We start from the raw sequence: 18934 nt of genomic DNA on the forward strand, positions 1-18934 counted from the left end.
GCAGTCGCGCCAGACCGAGGACGGATACCCCGCCACGTCCCCGCCCCCCCGGCTCCTGGGCAGGCGCACGACCGGGACCCGCAGACGACCGACGGCATCCGGCCCCACCCACCCAGGGGCGCGGGGAACTGCGCGACCAGCCACGACCCACCTGCAGACACACGCCAACCTCAGCCCCTCCCACCCAGGGGCGCGAGGAACGGCGCGACCAGCCACGACCCACCTGCAGACACACGCCGACCTCAGCCCCTCCTACCCAGGGGCGCGGGGAACTGCGCGACCAGCCCCCACTGGCCCGCAGAGAAACTCAACCCCGTTCCCGCAAAGCCCGCAGCCGCGAATACGCTGTCAGGCCGTCCGGGACCCACTCCCATTCCGTCAGGCGCCGACGTACCTCCGCCTCCGGCAGGAAGCCGTGCCAGGCGACCTCCTCCTGTTGAGGTTCGACCGGCAGTTCGCAGAGCACCTCGTACACCGCCGACCACCAGGACTTTCCGGCCCCGTCGTCGTACAGGAACTTGAAGAGGAAGGTCGGGTGGGGGAGGCCGGAGACGCCCAGCTCCTCCTCGGCCTCCCTGAGCGCCGCCTCGTCGTACGTTTCGCCCGCGCCGACCACTCCGCCCACGAACATGTCGTACAGGGAGGGGAACACCAGTTTGGTGGGGGTGCGCCGGTGGACGAACAGCCGGCCTTGTGCGTCTCTGACCTGGATGAAGGTGCAGCGGTGGAGCATTCCCCGTGTGTATACGTCGCCGCGTCTCGCCTGCCCGACGACCTCGTCGTGTTCGTCGACGACGTCGAGGATCTCGTCGGCGGAGCTCATACCTGGACCCGGACTCGTTCCTTGGGTGCCGCGCCGCTCGGCATCGCGGGGTGCATGCCCAGCAGCACCACGCCGACCACGATCCCGGCAAGGCCCAGCGCCTCCCAGGTCAGAGCGCCCGCGTCGGTGCGCAGGCGGTCCCCCAGGAAGCCCACCCCGCATGCGATACCGGCGAGCGGCTGTGCGGCGGTGAGTGCGGGCAGGGACATGCGCAGGGGTGCCGTCTCGAACGCGCTCTGGACCAGTACGAGGCCCGTGATTCCGAGTGCCACGACCCCGTAGACCTGCCAGCTCGTGGCCAGTGCGATCCAGCCGCCGTCGGAGAAGCGTTGGCCGCTGACGCGGGTGAGGGCGTCCTGGACGCCGTAGAGAAGTCCGGCGGCCGCACCGAGGAGTACCGGCCCGGCGCTCAGCAGCGATCGCTTGGCGTAGGTGGTGAGCAGGAGGGCGAGTCCGAGGACCACGCCGATGATCAGCCACTGGCGGAACGGGTCCGTGCGGGCGTCGCCGCCCTGGGGCTGGCCCGCCACGATGAACGCTGCTACGCCGCCTGCGAGGAGGAGCAGTCCGGCCCAGCCCTGTCGGCCGAGCGGCTGTCGGGTCTGGCGGCGGGAGAGTACGAGTGCAAATACCAGGTTCGTCGCGAGCAGCGGCTCGACGAGGGAGATCTCGCCGTTGGAGAGGGCGATCGCGCCGAGCACCATGCCGACGACCATCAGCCCGATGCCGCCCAGCCAGCGGGGCACGCGCACCAGGTCGAGGAGCAGGCGAGGGGAGAGGAAGTCGCCCAGCGGAGCGTGCGAGGCGGCGTTCTGCTGGAGGACGAAACCGAAGCCGAGACAGCAGGCCGCGCCGACGGAGAGGAGGAGAACCAGAACCGACACGCTGCGTACCTCGGGGATTTCGGACGGTGGCGGGGCGGGGTGCGGGTATCGACCGACTGTAGCCCGAGTCCACGTAACCCGGCAGTTGACTGGGTCACTCCGTTGCCCAAGGATCTGACCGACCAGTAACAAGGCCGAGGAGGACCTGCTCATGGCGTACGACGCAGATGTGATCGTGATCGGGGCGGGCCTCGCAGGGCTCGCGGCGACCGCGGAGCTCGTCGACGCGGGGCGCAAGGTGATCCTTCTCGACCAGGAGCCGGAGCAGTCGATCGGCGGCCAGGCGCACTGGTCGTTCGGCGGGCTCTTCTTCGTGGACTCTCCCGAGCAGCGCCGGATGCGGATCAAGGACAGTCACGCGCTGGCGCTCCAGGACTGGATGGGCACCGCGGGCTTCGACCGTCCGGAGGACCACTGGCCGCGGAAGTGGGCCGAGGCGTACGTCGACTTCGCGGCCGGTGAGAAGCGGTCCTGGCTGCACAAGCAGGGCGTTCGATGGTTTCCCGTGGTGGGGTGGGCCGAGCGTGGGGGCTATGACGCCAATGGGCATGGGAATTCCGTGCCTCGGTTTCACATCACTTGGGGTACCGGGCCCGGGCTTGTCGCGCCTTTCGAGCGGCGGGTGCGGGCGGGGGTCGCCCGTGGGCTCGTGCAGCTCAAGTTCCGGCATCGGGTCACCGGGCTGTCGCGGAGTGCGGGTGACGTCGACACCGTGAGCGGTGAGGTGCTCGAGCCGTCGGACATCCTGCGGGGCCAGGCCAGTGGGCGCGCTGTCGCCGGAGCCTTTGAGTTCAGGGCTCAGGCCGTGATCGTCACATCGGGTGGCATCGGCGGCAATCATGATCTCGTGCGTGCCAACTGGCCCGAGCGGCTGGGTGCTCCGCCGGAGCGGATGATCTCCGGGGTGCCTGCTCATGTGGATGGTGAGATGCTCGGCATCGCGGAGGGGGCGGGTGCGCGTCTCATCAATCGCGACCGTATGTGGCATTACACCGAGGGCATCCAGAACTGGAACCCCATCTGGGAGAAGCACGGCATCCGCATCCTGCCCGGGCCCTCGTCGTTGTGGCTGGACGCGCGGGGCAAGCGGCTGCCGGTCCCGCTCTTCCCCGGCTTCGACACCCTCGGCACACTTGAGCACATCATGAAGACCGGGTACGACTACACGTGGTTCGTGCTCGACCAGAAGATCATCGGCAAGGAGTTCGCGCTCTCGGGTTCCGAGCAGAACCCCGATCTGACGGGCAAGTCCGTCAAGGGTGTGTTCCAGCGGGCGCGGGCCGATGTGCCGGGGCCGGTGCAGGCGTTCATGGACAAGGGCGTCGATTTTGTTGTGGAGAGGGATCTTGGTGCGCTGGTGCGCGGCATGAACGCGCTCACCAAGGAGTCGCTCATCGATGAGGGCGAGTTGCGGCGTGAGATCACCGCGCGGGACCGGGAGATCGCCAATCCGTTCACCAAGGATCTCCAGGTCACGGCCATTCGCGGGGCCCGTGCCTATCTCGGCGACAAGCTGATCCGGACGGCCACTCCGCACCGCATCCTCGACCCCAAGGCCGGGCCGCTCATCGCCGTACGGCTCAACATTCTGACCCGCAAGACGCTCGGCGGTCTGGAGACCGACCTCTCGTCCCAGGTGCTCACCGAGGGCGGTGACCCGCTGTCCGGGGTGTACGCGGCGGGGGAGGCGGCTGGGTTCGGCGGCGGCGGAGTGCACGGATACCGGTCCCTGGAAGGGACGTTCCTCGGCGGATGCCTGTTCTCGGGGCGTGCGGCGGGGCGTGCGGCGGCGAAGGCAGTCGGCTGACAGTGGGGTTACGGCGGCCTCAACTCGGGGCCGCCGACAGGCCGTTGACGCGTGTAAAGCAATGTCCGGGCTTGACGCGAACCATTGGCTGGGGGTTGGCTGTCCGTAATTGGCCCCTGACAGAATCCAACCTCCGGTAAATGTCAACCGGTTGCACAAAATGCCCACTGAATTACCGCGTCGTGTGAGGAAGTTCCGCGGTGTCTCCACCCCCGCCACCCCTGGGACGCGGCCGCAAGCGTGCGGCCCAGGCCTTCGACGCCGCGCTCGACGACGCCGAACTCGTCGCCGCCCGCGCCGCGTTGGCCCAGGGCCGGTGGACAGCCGTACGCGGTCTGCTCGTCGCGACCGGCGACGACTGGGACCGCCGCGGTCATCGCGTCACCGCCCTCGCGCAGGAGTCCAGTACCCAGGCCTGGGCCCGTGACTGGCTGCTCGCCGAGCCCGAGTCGGGCGACGCCTCCGTGCTGCTCGCCCTCGCCACCGTGCAGCGTGCCCTGAACGGCAAGGACAAGCCCGCCCGGGCCCGCGAGGCCTGTCGTGCCGCGGCCGCCCTGCTGCCCGCCGACCCCACGCCCTGGCTCGGGCTGCTGATGCTGGAGCGTGTGCTCGGCGGTGAGCAGGAGGTGGTCCAGCTCTTCGACGAGGTGCGGCACCGGTATGCCGACCACCATCACGCCCACCATCTGATGGTGGCCCGGCTCGCCGAGCGAAGACCGGACGCCGGGCAGGACCCGCTGCACGAGGTCTACGACTTCGCGACCTGGTCCGCCGAACAGGCGCCCGCCGACTCGCCGTTGGCCGTCCTGCCCGTCGTCGCGCACGCCGAGCGCTATCGCGTCCTGGCCGCCGCCGGGGTCGAGCCCGCCGATCCGGTGGCCTCCGGGCACTGGGTCGGGCGCCGGGCCCGCCAGGTGATGAAGGCGGCCTTCGACTGGTGGCTGGAGTGGGAGCGCGACGACCATCCGCGCAGCCGGATCGACCTCAACTTCCTTGCCCACGCCAAGTTCTGCGAGGGCCGGGGCGCGGAGGCCGCCGCCCTCTTCCATCGCATCGGACCGTACGGGACCCCGGTGCCCTGGTCGTACCCCGACCGCGACCCGCACAAAGCCTTCCGCGCCGCACGCGACAGCGTGCTCGGCACGGTCTGAACAAACGCTCCTGTACACCGCAGCCACTGGAACATCCGAAAGGACAACCCCGCCATGACGACGGGCAGTTCGCACACCTCAAGTGCGTCGAGCACGAGCAGACAGACCACCGCCGACGCCGGAGGCATCAGCACCTTCAAGGGTCAGGACCGCGCCCTGCGTTCCGACCGGCTCGGTACGGGGGGCCTGCTGCTCTCCGTTCTCGCGGCGACCGCCCCGCTCATGGTGGTCGCAGGTGTCATGCCCACCACATTTGCGGTGATGGGCATCGTCGGCCAGCCGCTGCTCTTCGTCCTTCTCGGCATCGTGCTCGTCCTCTTCAGCGTCGGGTACGCCGAGATGAGCCGCCACGTCCACAACGCGGGCGCCTTCTACGCGTACATCTCCCGAGGGCTCGGCGGCACCGCCGGCTCGGGTGCCGCGGCGGTCGCGCTCGTCGCGTACAACGCGCTGCAGATCGGCATCTACGGCATCTTCGGCTTCGAGGTGTCCGGCCTCTTCGCCACCTATCTCGAAGTCGAAGTCGCCTGGTGGATACCGGCGTTGGTGGCGGCCCTCGTCGTCGGCGCGCTCGGCTGGCTGAAGATCGACGTGAACGCGCTGGTCCTCGGCGTACTGCTGGTCATCGAGGTCGCCCTCGTCGTCATCTTCGACATCGCGGCCGTCGCCGACCCCGCCAAGGAGGGCCTGTCGCTGCACGCCTTCAACCCCGACACCCTCACCGGGGCCGGCCTCGGCACCGCCCTGTGCTTCTGCATCGCCGCGTTCCTCGGCTTCGAACAGGCCCCCGTGTACGCGGAGGAGACCAGCCGCCCGCACGTCCTGGTCCCGCGCGTGATGTTCCTCGCCATCGGCTTCGTCGCCGTCTTCTTCGCCATCAGCTCCTGGGCGCTGACCGTCGCGGCGGGGCCCTCCGCGATCGTGGGCACCTCCCAGAAGCAGAGTGCCGGACTGCTGTTCTTCCTCACCGACGAACGGCTCGGCGGGACGTTCACCGATGTGCTCCATGTGCTGTTCGTGACCGGCATGTTCGCGGCGATGCTCAGCTTCCACAACGTCGTCGCGCGGTACGCCTTCGCCATGGGCCGGGAAGGTCTGCTGCCCTCGGTCTTCGGCCGGACCACGGGGGCGAGCGGCGCGCCCGGCACCGGATCGCTGCTGCAGACCGTCATCGCCGTGGTCGTCGTCGGGGCGTTCGCCGTCGCCGACGACAAGCCGACCGGCGACCCCACCGCGCCCGTGCTGCAGCTGTTCACCTGGATGGGCAACGTCGGCGCCCTCGGCGTGATCGTCCTGATGGCCGCGGCGTCGCTCTCCGTCGTCGTGTTCTTCGCCCGCCGGGGCGCCGCTGGAGCCCAGGCCTGGCGCCTCGTGGCCTCCGTGATCGCCGGTGTCTCGCTGCTCGTCATCGCCTTCTACACCGTCAAGGACTTCGACGTCCTCGTGGGCGCGGGCCCCGACTCCTCGCTGAGCTGGGTACTGCCCGGCATCATCGTGCTCGCCGCCGCGGCGGGCATCCTTCAGGGCCTCTTCCTGCGCGCCCGCAAGCCCGAGGCCCACGCCAGGATCGGGCTCGGCAACGAGGCGTTCCAGCTGGAGAAGGCGGCCGAGGAGGACGCGTGAGCGGTTCCCGTCGCCCGGGCGTCTCACTGACGCCTCCGGCAGGCTTGTGTGCCGCGCTGCTGAGAAAGCCGTAAGAAGTGATTACGGAACTCTGACGGACACCCTTGGCCCCTGGCTTCCGGGGGCCAAGGGTGTTCGAATCAATGAGTGAACACGGAACAACCGACCCCTTCGGATCCGGAGGAGAGCGGCACCCCCGTGGGGCGGCGGCTCATGCTCGGCATGCTCGGGCTCGGCGCACTCGGCGTGGCCACCGCGCCCACGCTCCAGCGCGGCCTGGAGTCCTTCCTCGGCGGCGCCGCGGACAAGGACCCCACCGGGCTGACCGGCCTGCTCCCCAACGGCGGCGGCTTCCGCTACTACTCGGTCGCCTCGTCCGTCCCGCACAAGAACGAGGACACCTACCGCCTCAAGATCGACGGCCTGGTCGACCGCCCGGCCACGTACACCCTGGCCGATCTGCGTGCCCTGCCGCAGACCCGGATGGTGCGTGACGTCCAGTGCGTCACGGGGTGGAGAGTGCCCGACACACCCTTCGAAGGCGTACGGCTGTCCCAGTTGCTGGATGCCGCGGGGGTGCGCTCCTCGGCCGGGGCCGTGCGGTTCACGTGCTTCGACGGTGCGTACTCGGAGAGCCTGACCCTGGCCCAGGCCCGCCGCGCCGATGTCCTCGTGGCGCTGCGTATGCAGGACAAGGATCTGAACCACTCCCACGGCGGTCCGGTCCGTCTCTATGTCGCTCCCATGTACTTCTACAAGTCCGCGAAGTGGCTCTCCGGCATCACCCTCACCTCGGACGTCCGCCCCGGCTACTGGGAGGACCGGGGGTACGACGTGGACGCGTGGGTCGGCCGATCGAACGGACGGGACGATGACGCGACCTGATACCGAGCTCCCGGGGGTGCCCGACCGGGCCGCGAACGCCGGGGAGCGGTTCGCGGGTTCCGTGCGGGTGCGGCGGTTCTCGCCCGCCGAGCGGTGGGTGCACCGGGTGACGGCGGTGCTGATGGGGGTGTGCGTGGTGACCGCGGCCTGTCTCTACCTGCCGCAGCTCGCCGAACTCGTCGGGCGGCGCGAACTGGTGGTGCGGCTGCACGAGTGGTCGGGGCTGTTGCTGCCGGTGCCCGTCCTGGCCGGGCTCGTCTCACGGGCCTTCCGGAAGGACCTGCGGCTGCTCAACCGGTTCGGGGCGCACGATCGGGTGTGGCTGCGGGCGGCGCTTCGGCGTGATGCCCGGCCTCGGTCGCGGCCCGCCGGGAAGTTCAACGCCGGGCAGAAGGTGTACGCGGCGTGGATCGCGGGGGCCGTGCTGGTCATGCTCGGGACGGGGTTGTTGATGTGGTTCACGCATCTTGCGCCGCTCGTGTGGCGCACGAGTGCGACCTTTGTGCATGACTGGCTTGCTCTGACCATTGGGCTTGTTCTTGCCGGGCACATCGGGATGGCCATGGCCCGTCCGGAGGCCCGGCGGGGGCTCCGGACGGGGTCCGTCAGTAAGGAATGGGCGGAGGAGGAGCATCCGCTCTGGCGTCCCTAGCGGGGGCCTCCGGCGGTTTGGCGGCTTGGTGACGGTCGTTTGACACGTGCGGGTTCGATGTGGCTTGTCGCGCAGTTCCCCGCGCCCCTAAAGGGGCGCCCCCGCTTCGAAGTCCAGGAGTACCTTGCAGGATTCTGCTCGGTTTGCTGCCAGGGTGAAGGCTGATTTCGCCTCGTTGAGCGGGATCACCGCGCTGATCAGGTGGTCGAAGCGGGGCTCTCGGGTCAGGAGCGTGAGGGCGTCGTCGAACTCTGTGTCGAAGCGGAAGGCTCCTCGGAGTTCGATCTCGCGGCTGACGACGAGGTTGCCCGCGAAGGGGGACTGGCCGGGAGGCAGCATGCCGAGTTGGACCACGACCCCGCCACGGCGTACGAGGCGGAGGCAGGTGTCGAGGCCGGCGGCGACGCCCGAGGCCTCGATGGCCGTGTCCACCTCGGAGGGCCAGGCGGGAGCGGACGGGTCGTCGGCGCGCAGGGCATCGTCCGCGCCTGCCGCCACCGCGTACTCCAGCGCGCGGGGGAGCAGGTCCGTGACCGTGACCCGTGCGGCACCCGCGGCCTTCGCCGCCGCGACGACCAGGCAGCCGATGGGTCCCGCACCGGTGACGAGTACGTGCTTGCCGGTCACGTCACCTGCTCGTCGTACCGCGTGGAGTGCGACGGAGAGCGGCTCCGCCAACGCCGCCCGGCGCAGGGGGAGTCCGGCGGGGATCGGCCGCAACTGCTCGGCGGGTACGACGACCTGGGCCGCGAAACCGCCCTGGACGTGGGGCGTACGGGCCGCGCTGCCGAGGTAGCGGGTGTCGCGGCACACGTTCCGGCGGCCGTCGGAGCACTCGGGGCACACCCCGCAGGGCGTCGCGGGGTGCACGGCAACAGGCGTACCGGGGACCGGGCCTGACGTGCCGTCACCGTAGAGAAGTACCGTCCCGACCACCTCGTGGCCGAGGACCATCGGCTCGCGGAGGCGGAAGTCGCCGACCCCGCCGTGCCGCCAGTAGTGGAGGTCGGATCCGCACACCCCGCCGTACCGCACGGCGACGAGGGCCTCGCCGGGGCCGGGGGAGGGGACCGGGAGTTCGTCCACGCGCAGGTCGTCCTGGCCGTGGATCACGCAACCGAGCATCAGCACACCCTTCGGAGAACTCAGACTTTCGGAGGAGCTGGAGGACTTTCGGAGGAGCTAGAGAACGCTGGTCATGCCGCCGTCGACGTACAGGATCTGTCCGCTGACGAAGTTCGCCGCGGGGGAGGCGAGGAACAGGACTCCGCCGACCAGGTCCTCCGTACGGCCCCAGCGGCCGGCCGGGGTCCGTCGGCGGACCCAGGCGCTGAACTCCGGGTCGTCGACGAGGGGTTGGGTCAGTTCGGTCTCGATGTAACCGGGGCCCAGGCCGTTCACCTGGACGCCCTGCGGCCCCCAGTCGGCGCACATGCCCTTGGTGAGCATCTTCAGCGCGCCCTTGGTGGCGGCGTACGGCGCGATCCCGGGCCGTACCACCTCGCTCTGCAGCGAGCAGATGTTGACGATCTTGCCGTGGCCGCGAGCGGTCATGCCGCGGGCGGCCTCGCGGCCCACGAGGAAGGCGCTGGTGAGGTTGGTGTCGAGGATGCGGTGCCAGTCGGCGTCGGCGAACTCCAGGAGTGGGGCCCGCAGTTGCATCCCGGCGTTGTTGACGAGGATGTCCAGCGGGCCCACCCGCTCCTCGACGTCCGCTATCCCGGCGGCCACCGACGGGCCGTCGGTGACGTCGAAGGCGGCGGTGTGGATCTCGCCGGGCAGTTCCGCGGCGGCCTTGGTGAGCCGGTCGGTGTCGCGGCCGTTCAGGACCACCTTGCAGCCTGCCTCGGCGAGTCCCCGGGCCAGCGCGAGGCCGATGCCCCGGCTGGACCCGGTGACCAGTGCCGTACGGCCGCTGATGTCGAAGAGAGGGTGAGTCATCGCCGTACTCCCGGGGTGCGAGCTAGATCACTAGGGACAGGAGGAGGACAAGGGCGCCTGCGACCACCGAGATGATGGTCTCCATGACCGACCAGGTCTTGATGGTCTGGCCGACACTGAGGCCGAAGTACTCCTTGACCAGCCAGAACCCGGCGTCGTTCACATGGGAGAAGAACAGTGAACCGGCGCCGATGGCCAGCACGAGCAGTGAGGCGTGCGTGGTCGACATGTCGGCCGCGAGCGGGGCCACGAGACCGGCCGCCGAGATGGTGGCGACGGTCGCGGAACCGGTCGCGAGCCGGATCGCCACCGCGATCAGCCAGGCGAGCAGCAGCGCGGGTATGGACCAGTCCTTGGAGATGTCCAGGATCATCTGGCCCACGCCGGAGTCGATCAGCGTCTGCTTGAAGCCGCCGCCCGCGCCGACGATCAGCAGGATGCCCGCGATCGGGCCGAGGGACTTCTCGACGGTCGAGGAGATCCGGTCCTTGGTGAACCCGGCCGCCCGGCCGAGGGTGAAGATGGCGACCAGCACGGCCGCGAGCAGGGCGATCAGCGGCGAGCCGATCACGTCGAAGACGCGCTGCACCATGTTCTCGGGGTCGTCGATGACGATGTCCACCAGCGCCTTGGCCAGCATCAGCACGACCGGCAGCATCACGGTGGCGATGGTGACGCCGAAGCCGGGGCGCTTCTCCAGGTCCTCGGAGGCGCGCTGCGGGATCATCTTCTCCGGCGCCGGGACGTCCACCCAGCGGGCCGCGTACTTGGAGAACACCGGGCCCGCGATGATCACGGTCGGGATGGCGACCAGGATGCCGAGGGCGAGGGTGACGCCGAGGTTCGCCTTGACCGCGTCGATCGCGACCAGCGGGCCGGGGTGCGGCGGGATCAGCCCGTGCATCACGGACAGGCCCGCGAGCGCCGGAATGCCGATGCGCATCAGCGAGTAGTTGCCGCGCTTGGCGACCATCAGGACGACCGGGATGAGGAGCACGATCCCGACCTCGAAGAACAGCGGCAGTCCGATCACCGAGGCGATCAGCACCATCGCCCACGGCATCGAGCGCCCGCCCGCCTTGGCGAGGATCGTGTCGACGATCTGGTCGGCGCCGCCGGAGTCCGCGAGCAGTTTGCCGAGTATCGCGCCGAGGGCGATCAGGACGCCCACACCGGCGACGGTCGAACCGAGACCGGCCGAGAAGCTGGTGATCGCCTTGTCGAGGGGCGCTCCGGCGAAGGCGCCGAGCGCCAGCGACCCGATGGTCAGCGCGAGGAAGGCGTGGAGCTTGAACTTGGTGATGAGCAGGACGATGACGGCTATGCCCGCCAGTACGGCGATGCCCAGCTGAGCGTGGCCCGCCGAGGTGATCGGCTCGACGGGGTCCGCTGCCAGCATCTCGACGCTGAGTCTGGTCACGGTGGTTTTCCTTGAGGGGAGGGGAGGACTGTGGGGTGGGGCTGATCGGGGGCTGCGGGGGTTACCCGTCGAGGCCGCGCAGCGCGGTCACGGCCCGGTCGGTGATCTCCTCGGGGCTGCCGGTGACATCCACGGCGACACCCGTCTCGTCCGCCTGGAGCGGCTGGAGGGTGGCGAACTGGGAGTCCAGGAGCGCCGTCGGCATGAAGTGGCCCTGGCGGTGCGCCATCCGGTCCTCGATGAGCTGCCGGTCGCCCGTGAGATGGACGAAGACGACCCCGGGGGCGGCCGACCTGAGCCGGTCCCGGTAACTGCGCTTCAGTGCGGAACTGCTGACCACCCCGCCGAGGCCGGCCCGCCCGTGCGCCCAGGCGCCGATGGCGTCGAGCCAGGGCAGGCGGTCCTCGTCGGTCAGCGGAGTCCCGGCCGTCATCTTGGCGATGTTGGCCTCGGGGTGGAAGTCGTCGCCCTCGGCGTAGGGAACGCCGAGCCGCTGGGCGAGCAGGGGACCGATGGTGGTCTTGCCCGTGCCTGCCACTCCCATGACCACGACGACGTGGGGGGTGTTCATCACTGCCTCGCTGTCTTCTTCGACACCCGGATTCGGCTTCCCGGTGTCGACATCTCGATGCCGGATGTACGTCAGGTGCCGCATCCGTCACGACACTGAAACCCATAGGTCAGATGAATTCAAGAGTCTGTGACGTATAAGTCTGACTTTTTGTTCCCGTCGTCGGGCTCGTAGGGTGAACCCCATGAGCACACCGGGCCGGGGGCTGCACGGCCGTGTACTGGAGAGCCTCGGTCCCGCCATCACCGCGGGTGAGTATCCGCCGGGCAGCGTGCTGCGCACCGACGAGCTGGCGCAGCGTTTCGAGGTGTCACGTTCCGTGATGCGCGAGGCGGTCCGGGTCCTGGAGTCGATGCACCTTGTCGAGTCCCGTCGCCGGGTCGGCGTCACCGTGCGTCCCGCGAACGAGTGGAATGTCTACGATCCCCAGGTCATCCGGTGGCGGCTGGCGGGCGCCGACCGGCCGCGGCAGCTGCGCTCGCTGACCGTGCTGCGCTGCGCGGTCGAGCCGGTCGCGGCGGGGCTTGCCGCCAAGCACGCCACCGCCGAGCAGTGTGCCGAGCTCACCGAGTGCGCCCTCGGCATGGTGGCCAACTCGCGCGGGCACCGGCTGGAGGGGTATCTCGTCCATGACGTGGCGTTCCACCGGATCGTGCTGAACGCGTCCGGCAACGAGATGTTCGCGCGGCTCGGGGACGTGGTTGCCGAGGTTCTCGCCGGTCGTACTCACCATCAGGTCATGTTCGAGGACCCTGACCCCGCGGCCGTCACGCTTCACGTTCAGGTCGCGGAGGCGATTCGTGGGGGTGACGCGGTTCGGGCGGAGGAGTTGACCCGGGAGATTGTGGTGGGTGCGCTTCAGGAACTGGATGTTCTTAGTCCGGAGGCCTGAACTTCCGGGTCTTGGTGGGTGGTTGGTCGGCTGCGGGTGCGTGGGGGCTGGTCGCGCCCACGCGGCGGAGCCGCAAATGTGCACAGCCCCGCGCCCCTATTGGGGCGCTACTCGGTGATGTCGCCGTCCACGTACACCCATGCTCCGTCCACCCGCTCGAAGCGGCTGTGTTCGTGGAGTGAGCCGCCCTTGTACGACGCTCGGAAGGTCACCGTTCCGGTGGTGTGGAAGGGGGTGCCCTCGCTGGTGGCGAGGATCTCCAGGGCGGTCCAGCGCATGGCGGGATCGAACTCGACGCGGGGCGGGCGGGTGCGCGGATGCCAGGTGCGCAGCAGGTATGCCTCGTCGCGCTTCACGAACGCGCAGTAGCGCGAGCGCATCAGGGCCTCGGCGGTGGGGGCCGTGCCCTGACCCCGATGAAATCGGCCACAGCACTCTTCGTACGTCTCCGCAAGTCCGCAAGGGCAGGAGGGGTTGCCTGCGGGGGCGGAACGGCGCTGGTTGCGGGATTGCGGGGTGCGTCGGGACATGCGCTCCATTCTGCTGCACCACGCGCTATGGGGAATCCGTGAATCAGCTGCCCCGACACGAGTACATCCTCCCGCGAGAACGGCTCCGTGGTCTTCCCGGTCGACGAACTCGACGGCACCTGGGTCCAGTTGGCGTCCGTCAGCCGCCGGTCACCTTCGGTGCCCACGCGCACGCCTCGACCGCCGCCGCCAGTACGGCCCGCTCGGTGGCGGTGAGGGCGTACGTGCTCGGCGTGCCGGACGGCGCGTCCAGGTGCGGGCGGACCCGGTCCGCGTCGGCGGCCGTGAGGGTCGAGAGCGGTTTCATCAGCAGGTTGAGCGGGTGCTCCAGGTCCTGGACGACCGTCGAGTAGAAGTCCGTCGACGAGTTCCTCGTGGGCACCGCGAGCATGCCCTCGTACACCGCCAGCCGTCCGTACGGCGACGACGCGAACTTCCCTACGGCGCGCGGGAGTCCCAGCTCGTCGTCCTTGCTGTCGGGCCCCGCCTGCACCAGGAAGGGCGGGGCCGGGCTGCGTTCGAGAGAGGCGATGTCGTAGTGGTAGTTGACGTTGCCGCCCTCCGCGACCAGGAGGTTCCACGGCGCCACCGGGTTGAGCCGGAAGAACGTACGCGGTGACGAGTGCCAGCCGTCGTGCAGTCCGCGGAGACGGCCGCCGATGACCTGCCAGCGGTACAGGCCCTTGTCGTAGCCGGCCGTGACGATGGAGTCCTCGGTGAAGGTGATCGCGTTGATCGAGCCGTGCCGCAGTGACTCCACGACGATGTCGTGCATCGGCTGCAGTCTGCTGTCGGTGACGAGGATCCTGGTGTCGTCCGCGAAGGCGATCCGGGTACCGGTGGCGTCGACGGCGAACAGGTCGGCACGCCGGAGGCCGAACTCCCGCAGGTTGAGCTGCTCCTGCTCGCCGTCCGCGAGGGCGAAGGCCACGCCGTTCAGCTTCGTGCCCATCACGAAGCCCGTCGCGGTCGCCTCCACCACCGCGTCCAACAGGCCGCTGCCCTGGGCCAGTACGGCCTCCCGGCCGGGTGTGTACTCGACGACCTCCGTGTCGCCGCGGTAGCCCCCGCTGTCGAACTCCCGCCGGGCCACGACCGTTTCGCTGTCGATGGCGCACAGCGACCAGTGCTGCGCGGGCCCTTCGTACAGCGTCGACCGCACGCCCGTCCGGTCGACGGTGACGACGCGCGAGGTGTGTGCGTCGCGGCCCCTGAGGGAGAGCGCCACGACCGGGTGGCGCACGGAGAAGCCCACCGGACTGGCGAAGTCCAGCGTGTCGGACAGCCTGTGGGTCGTGCGGTCGAACAACTCCGTCCCGAGCCTGGTCGTCTCCTTGGGCGAGAGCCCGGTGAGCACGTCGGCCAGGCGGGCGTCGGCGTCGGACGGCGGGTCCCACTTGCGGCGTTTCAGATGGGCCGCCGCGCCCGCGGCCTGGGGCAGCGGCAGGGAGAGGATCAGCCACCACAGGGTGCGCCAGTCGCCCTTGCGCGCCACCTTTCGCGCCATGCCGACCGGATCCGGACCACCGTCGATGCGCGGGATCACCGTGTGCCGCCTCCCCGTTGGTGAGCTTCCACCCCTGGTCACCGTCCGGACACATTCTGTCGCAGGTGTCACGGCGAGAGCCAGCGTGTTGTCACGTGGAGAACGTGGAGAACCGGCAACGGGCAATCAGCAACGAGCAACCGGCAACGACCAACCAACAACGAGCAACCGGCAACCAGCACGTTGTCAGGTCAGGTGGAGAACCAGCCGCCCGGCTTGATGTCCACCCCGAGCCTGCGCAGCGTCGCGTCCTTCAGCCGCGGATCGAAGTCGCCCATGGCGGTGGCCGCACGGACCTGTACGGAACGGCCGGCCTCCGGTGACTCGGCCAGCTCCCGCAGCAGCCGCAGCCCCTCCTCACGGTCCACGTCCGCCAGGGCACGCGCGGCGACCACGCGGACCTCGCCGGCCGACTCGACGGCGTACGACCGCAGAAGGGGCAGCCCCGCCTCCCGGTTGCGGTCGGCGAGCAGCGCGGCCGCCCGGATGCGCGGGCCTTCGTCCCAGCCGGGCTCCCGGGCGAGCGCGGCCAACCGGGCCTCACCGTCGGCCGGTTCGTAGTGGGCGAGCTCGACTGCCGCGCGCAGTCGGTGCTGGGGCTCCTGGCCGGCGGCGCGGGCGATGGCGTCCAGCGCGCGAGCCCCTTCCGCGTGGTCGTGCTGCGCGAGAAGAACCGCGGCGTCGCAGCTGTAACGGCCGTGCAGGGCGCCGTCGGCGAATTCGCGCAGGAGGAGCGTGCCCGGGTCGGCCCGGTAACGGGCGAGGCGGTGCGCCGCCTCGACGCGGTAGCCGGCGTCCACCCGTTCGTCGCGGGCGATGCGCTCCAGGAGCAGGGTCGCCTCGGCCCGGGTCCGGTCGTCGCCCTCGGCCGAGGCGGCGAGCGCGTCGGCCGCGTACACCCGGCTGTCCGCGAAGAACCGACCGTCGGCGGCGAACCGCCGCAGCCAGTCCGTCCCGGCCGTCAGGTCGTGGGCGCACAGCGCGATGGCCGCGTCGACCTTGGCCACGTCGGGGCAGCGCGGGTCCGCGACCAGGGCGCGCAGCCGGGACGTGCCCGCGGAGGTGTCGTGGTCGGCCAGCCGGGCGGCGGCCACGGCGCAGTGGCGGGACGGCGCGTCGTCCGCGAACCGGGCGAGCAGCTCCGTGCCCGCCTCCCGGTCGATGTGGGCCAGGTACCACGCCGCGGCGATCCGCAGGTCCAGGGGGTACGAGCCGTCGTGCGCGAAGGTCCGCAGCAGGTCCGTGCCGCGCGCGTCGTGACCGGCCAGGGCCCCGGCGGCGTTGATCCGGTCCACGGGCACGGAGCGGGGGTCCGTCGCCATGTCGTGCAGCCGGCGCCGCTGCTGCGGCAGATGCGCGAGCGAGGAGTGGGTCCCGCGCCAGTTCCGGACGACCGGGGCCGTGTCGCGCTCCTGCTCGTCGGGGCGGCGCCAGAGGAGTTCGAGGATCCGGCCGCGGGTGTCGTCGTCGCACATGCCCTCCGCCAGCAACGACGCCGCCTGCTCGACCCGTTCGGGATCGGCGGCCAGCTCGCTCGCGATCCCGCGCCGTACGTCGGGCGGATGACGGTCGAAGGCGAACAGCGCGGCGACCCGGGTGTCGGCGTCGGCGAGGGCGTCGCCCCAGGTGGCGGGATCCGTGCCGTAGCGGTCCCGGAGGTGCTCCGCGGCCAGGTACTCGGCGAACGTGCGGTGCAGGAACCGGGGATGAGCCGTATGGACGTCGACGACCACCCCGGTGGCTTCCAGCAGCGCGGTCACCGCCCGATGCCGGTACGGGTCGCCGTCCGCGGGTTCGGCCGGATCGGCCAGCAGTCCCGTGGCGGCGCCGACGATCGGTGTGCCGTGCCGCAGATACGTGTCGGCGAGATCGCCGAGGAAACCGCGCAGCGCGACGGTGACGGCGGTGTGCCGCGGGGCCTCGCGCGCGTGCCGCTCACGCAGCCCGCCCAGCAACTCCTCGATCCGGTCCCGCAGATGGGGTTCGTACGGGCTCTGCCGCTGCGGGAAGCGGCCGAGGAACTCCGCCACGGCGCGCGCGTACAGGTCGACCCGGCGGTTCTGCACGCGCGGTTCGCCGCCCAGGTCGAAGTACTGGCCGACCGCGAGATGCGCGAGCAGCGGAAGCCGCACCAGGTCGAGCATGCCGTTGCCCCGCACATACGCCACGAACTCCGCCGCCCGCGCCGCGGCCCGCTCGTGGACCTCGGGGTCCAACAGCCGTTCGGGGCCGCCCGTCTGATGGGCCATCACGAATCGGTGCAACTGCTCCACGGTGAACGGCTGCAGCCGGAACTCCGTGGCTCCGGCGCCGGCCAGGCCGCGCCAGGCGCTGTCGTGCAGGCTGCGCGCGGACAGCAGCAGACGCCGCTCCATGCCGGGCCCGCTCGCGCTCTCCCGGGCCGCCGCGAGCAGGACCTCCATCACCTGGCGCCAGTCCTCGGGCCCGGTCACCTCGTCGAGCGCGTCCACCAGCACCAGCACCCGCGCGCCCGGCACCGGCGGCCCCGCGTCCAGCAACGCCCGCGCCCCCGGCCCCGCGGCCGACGCGATCGAGTCGTGCCCCACGAGCTCGCGCGCGGCGATCCGCAGCGGGAGCAGCGGCCCGAACGGCGCCCCGTCCGGCCCGTCCGCCCGCGTCGCGCCCCGCCACCACTGCCAGGCCGTGGCCTCCACGTACTCCAGCAGGCTGGACTTGCCGACCCCCGCCTCCCCGGTGACCACGATGTGGCGCACGGTCGGATCGGTGAGGAGCCGCTCGACGGACACCGGCTGCCCGGTGACCCGCAGGGGCCCGGCCGGGGCCTCGGCGTCCCGGTCGGCGGTGGTGTCGAGGCGCTGCTGGGTGTAGACGCGGGCCAGTTCGCCGGGCTCGGCGGCCCGGTAGGTGAGACCGCCCCGGTCGCGTACCTCGTCGGGCGCGGGAGCGGCGGCGAGCAACTCGGGCGGCAGCAGCGGACGGTGGCGCCGGCGCCAGGGCCATCCCGTGGTGCCCGGCAGCCTCGGCGAGGTGCTCCGGCGACCGTCCGTGCCCTGGAGCCGCGTGCCGTCACCGGAGTCGGCCCGCCCCGGATCCCGCTCCGGCCGCTCGATCCGCCCGTACGCCCAGGCGCCCGCTCCGCCGGCCCACCGGATCCACTCCGCCAGCAGCGGATCGTCCGCGAACGTCCGCGCGGGCACGGCCCGCAGCTCGGCTACGGCTCCGGAACCGCCACCGGCGTCGGCGGTGACAAGTCCCACCAGCCGGTCCCCGGCGAACAGCGCGGCCCCCGACATCCCCGCCCAGCCGCTGCCGGGCGTGGGCCGCGCGAGCGCGCCGGTCGTGATGACCCAGTGCCCGGACCGCACCCCCGACAGCGGATGCACGACCCCGCCGAACTGCCGGGACTCGCGCACCCTGCCCACCACATCGTGGTCGGGGAAGCCGACGGCTGTGACCTCGACCGGGTCGGCGGAGACGAGATCGGCCCAGTACGTCGTCGGCCACCCGGCCGACGGCGTCGCCCGGTCGGCGTCCTCGGTGACCAGCAGCAGCGCCACATCGCACTCGGGCCGCCACCACACCGTCACCGCGTCCCGGAACGGCCGCCCCGCGGTGGCGTCCGACAACGCCCTTACCCGGCACGGCTCGCGGCCCTCGGCCAGCTCGTCCAGCGCCGCCGGGGACAGGGCGCGGCGGGGCGGCGGGGCACCGGGAGTGGCCTCGCCGACAGGTGCCGTGCCCTCGGCCGCGTGCCACACCGTGAGTACGAGCTGCGGCGTGACGAACCACCCCGAACCCACCACGCCGGCCCGGGGGTTGAACACCTCCGCGACACGCTGAGCGGTCAACGGCACGTCCAGGTCCTCCTCAGCGCGGCTCGCCGTCGACGTCGGCGGTCACGCGCACGGGGCCTTCCGCGCCCGCCGCCACCGGGTTGAGCGTGAGGGAAAGCCGGTGCGTCGTCTCCGACGCGGCCTTTCCCGCCGCCCCGAACGACACCACTCCGAAGCTCAGTCCGCCGCTGCCGGAACCCTCGCGCGTGATGGCGAGCGCCAACTCGACGTCCACCTGCCCGAGTTCGAACTGCAGCGGCTCACCGCTGCCGCGCGCCATCGCGGCCGTCAACTCGGCCCGCAACGCCTCGATCGTCTCGGCAAGACCACCGGCAACAGCCCCGCTCTCACTGCCCATCGCACGACCCCCGTGACTTCGCTGCGGCACCGTGAA

At 71.0% G+C, this 18934-nt stretch carries 16 protein-coding genes; 6 read left to right on the top strand and 10 right to left on the bottom strand.

All coding sequences use genetic code 11. The features are described 5' to 3' along the window. Window positions 1-307 precede the first annotated feature (307 nt). Window positions 308-823: an NUDIX hydrolase gene (locus ACFWXQ_RS13775; RefSeq protein WP_383948463.1), complete on the bottom strand. Its 516-nt coding sequence runs from the start codon at window positions 821-823 to the stop codon at window positions 308-310. After that, window positions 820-1707 (bottom strand): DMT family transporter, encoded by an 888-nt coding sequence (locus ACFWXQ_RS13780; RefSeq protein WP_383948465.1) that lies wholly within the window; start codon window positions 1705-1707, stop codon window positions 820-822. Before ACFWXQ_RS13780 ends, ACFWXQ_RS13775 begins: the two co-directional genes overlap by 4 nt. A 151-nt stretch (window positions 1708-1858) precedes the next feature. On the opposite strand from ACFWXQ_RS13780, the gene ACFWXQ_RS13785 reads away from it, so the two are divergent. The 5 genes from ACFWXQ_RS13785 (at window position 1859) to ACFWXQ_RS13805 (ending at window position 7825) form a co-directional block, all read left to right on the top strand. Next, window positions 1859-3514, top strand: a complete 1656-nt coding sequence (locus tag ACFWXQ_RS13785) for an FAD-binding dehydrogenase (protein ID WP_383948467.1) — start codon at window positions 1859-1861, stop codon at window positions 3512-3514. Window positions 3515-3714: 200 nt separating this feature from the next. Then, window positions 3715-4665, top strand: a complete 951-nt coding sequence (locus ACFWXQ_RS13790; protein WP_383948470.1) for a hypothetical protein — start codon at window positions 3715-3717, stop codon at window positions 4663-4665. A 54-nt stretch (window positions 4666-4719) separates the two neighbouring features. Then, a complete protein-coding gene (locus ACFWXQ_RS13795; protein ID WP_383948473.1) occupies window positions 4720-6288 on the top strand; it encodes an APC family permease in 1569 nt (522 codons plus the stop codon). Window positions 6289-6435: 147 nt separating this feature from the next. Further along, window positions 6436-7173, top strand: a complete 738-nt coding sequence (locus ACFWXQ_RS13800; RefSeq protein WP_383948476.1) for a molybdopterin-dependent oxidoreductase — start codon at window positions 6436-6438, stop codon at window positions 7171-7173. Beyond that, on the top strand, window positions 7160-7825 hold the full coding sequence (locus tag ACFWXQ_RS13805; protein ID WP_383948478.1) for a cytochrome b/b6 domain-containing protein: 666 nt from the start codon (window positions 7160-7162) through the stop codon (window positions 7823-7825). The genes ACFWXQ_RS13800 and ACFWXQ_RS13805 overlap by 14 nt, the downstream gene beginning before the upstream one ends. A gap of 87 nt (window positions 7826-7912) precedes the next feature. On the opposite strand, the gene ACFWXQ_RS13810 is transcribed toward ACFWXQ_RS13805, so the two are convergent. The 4 genes from ACFWXQ_RS13810 to ACFWXQ_RS13825 form a co-directional block, all read right to left on the bottom strand. Then, on the bottom strand, window positions 7913-8950 hold the full coding sequence (locus ACFWXQ_RS13810) for an L-idonate 5-dehydrogenase (RefSeq protein WP_383948481.1): 1038 nt from the start codon (window positions 8948-8950) through the stop codon (window positions 7913-7915). 57 nt (window positions 8951-9007) lie between these two features. Beyond that, window positions 9008-9766 carry an SDR family oxidoreductase gene (locus tag ACFWXQ_RS13815; protein WP_383948483.1) on the bottom strand — a complete coding sequence of 253 codons (759 nt, stop codon included), beginning with the start codon at window positions 9764-9766 and terminating at the stop codon, window positions 9008-9010. A gap of 22 nt (window positions 9767-9788) precedes the next feature. Then, window positions 9789-11186, bottom strand: a complete 1398-nt coding sequence (locus ACFWXQ_RS13820; RefSeq protein WP_383948486.1) for a gluconate:H+ symporter — start codon at window positions 11184-11186, stop codon at window positions 9789-9791. A 61-nt stretch (window positions 11187-11247) separates the two neighbouring features. Next, window positions 11248-11757, bottom strand: coding sequence for a gluconokinase (locus ACFWXQ_RS13825; RefSeq protein WP_383948489.1), 510 nt, complete (start codon window positions 11755-11757; stop codon window positions 11248-11250). 184 nt (window positions 11758-11941) lie between these two features. On the opposite strand from ACFWXQ_RS13825, the gene ACFWXQ_RS13830 reads away from it, so the two are divergent. Beyond that, window positions 11942-12649 carry a FadR/GntR family transcriptional regulator gene (locus tag ACFWXQ_RS13830; protein WP_383948492.1) on the top strand — a complete coding sequence of 236 codons (708 nt, stop codon included), beginning with the start codon at window positions 11942-11944 and terminating at the stop codon, window positions 12647-12649. 107 nt (window positions 12650-12756) lie between these two features. Here the strand turns inward: ACFWXQ_RS13830 and ACFWXQ_RS13835 are convergent, their stop codons facing one another. The 4 genes from ACFWXQ_RS13835 to ACFWXQ_RS13850 all read right to left on the bottom strand — a co-directional run bounded on the left by ACFWXQ_RS13835 (window position 12757) and on the right by ACFWXQ_RS13850 (window position 18898). Beyond that, the gene (locus tag ACFWXQ_RS13835) at window positions 12757-13179 is read right to left on the bottom strand and encodes a YchJ family protein (protein WP_383948494.1); all 423 of its coding nucleotides are present in this window, start codon (window positions 13177-13179) and stop codon (window positions 12757-12759) included. Window positions 13180-13318: 139 nt separating this feature from the next. Then, window positions 13319-14725, bottom strand: a complete 1407-nt coding sequence (locus ACFWXQ_RS13840; protein WP_383948497.1) for a hypothetical protein — start codon at window positions 14723-14725, stop codon at window positions 13319-13321. A gap of 191 nt (window positions 14726-14916) precedes the next feature. Further along, window positions 14917-18561 (bottom strand): hypothetical protein, encoded by a 3645-nt coding sequence (locus ACFWXQ_RS13845; protein ID WP_383948500.1) that lies wholly within the window; start codon window positions 18559-18561, stop codon window positions 14917-14919. 13 nt (window positions 18562-18574) lie between these two features. Then, entirely contained in the window at window positions 18575-18898 is a 324-nt protein-coding gene (locus ACFWXQ_RS13850; protein ID WP_383948503.1) for a trypco2 family protein, read from the bottom strand. Window positions 18899-18934 lie beyond the last annotated feature (36 nt).

This window comes from Streptomyces sp. NPDC058697 (assembly GCF_042715345.1).
Taxonomy (GTDB): Bacteria; Actinomycetota; Actinomycetes; order Streptomycetales; family Streptomycetaceae; genus Streptomyces; species Streptomyces liliifuscus.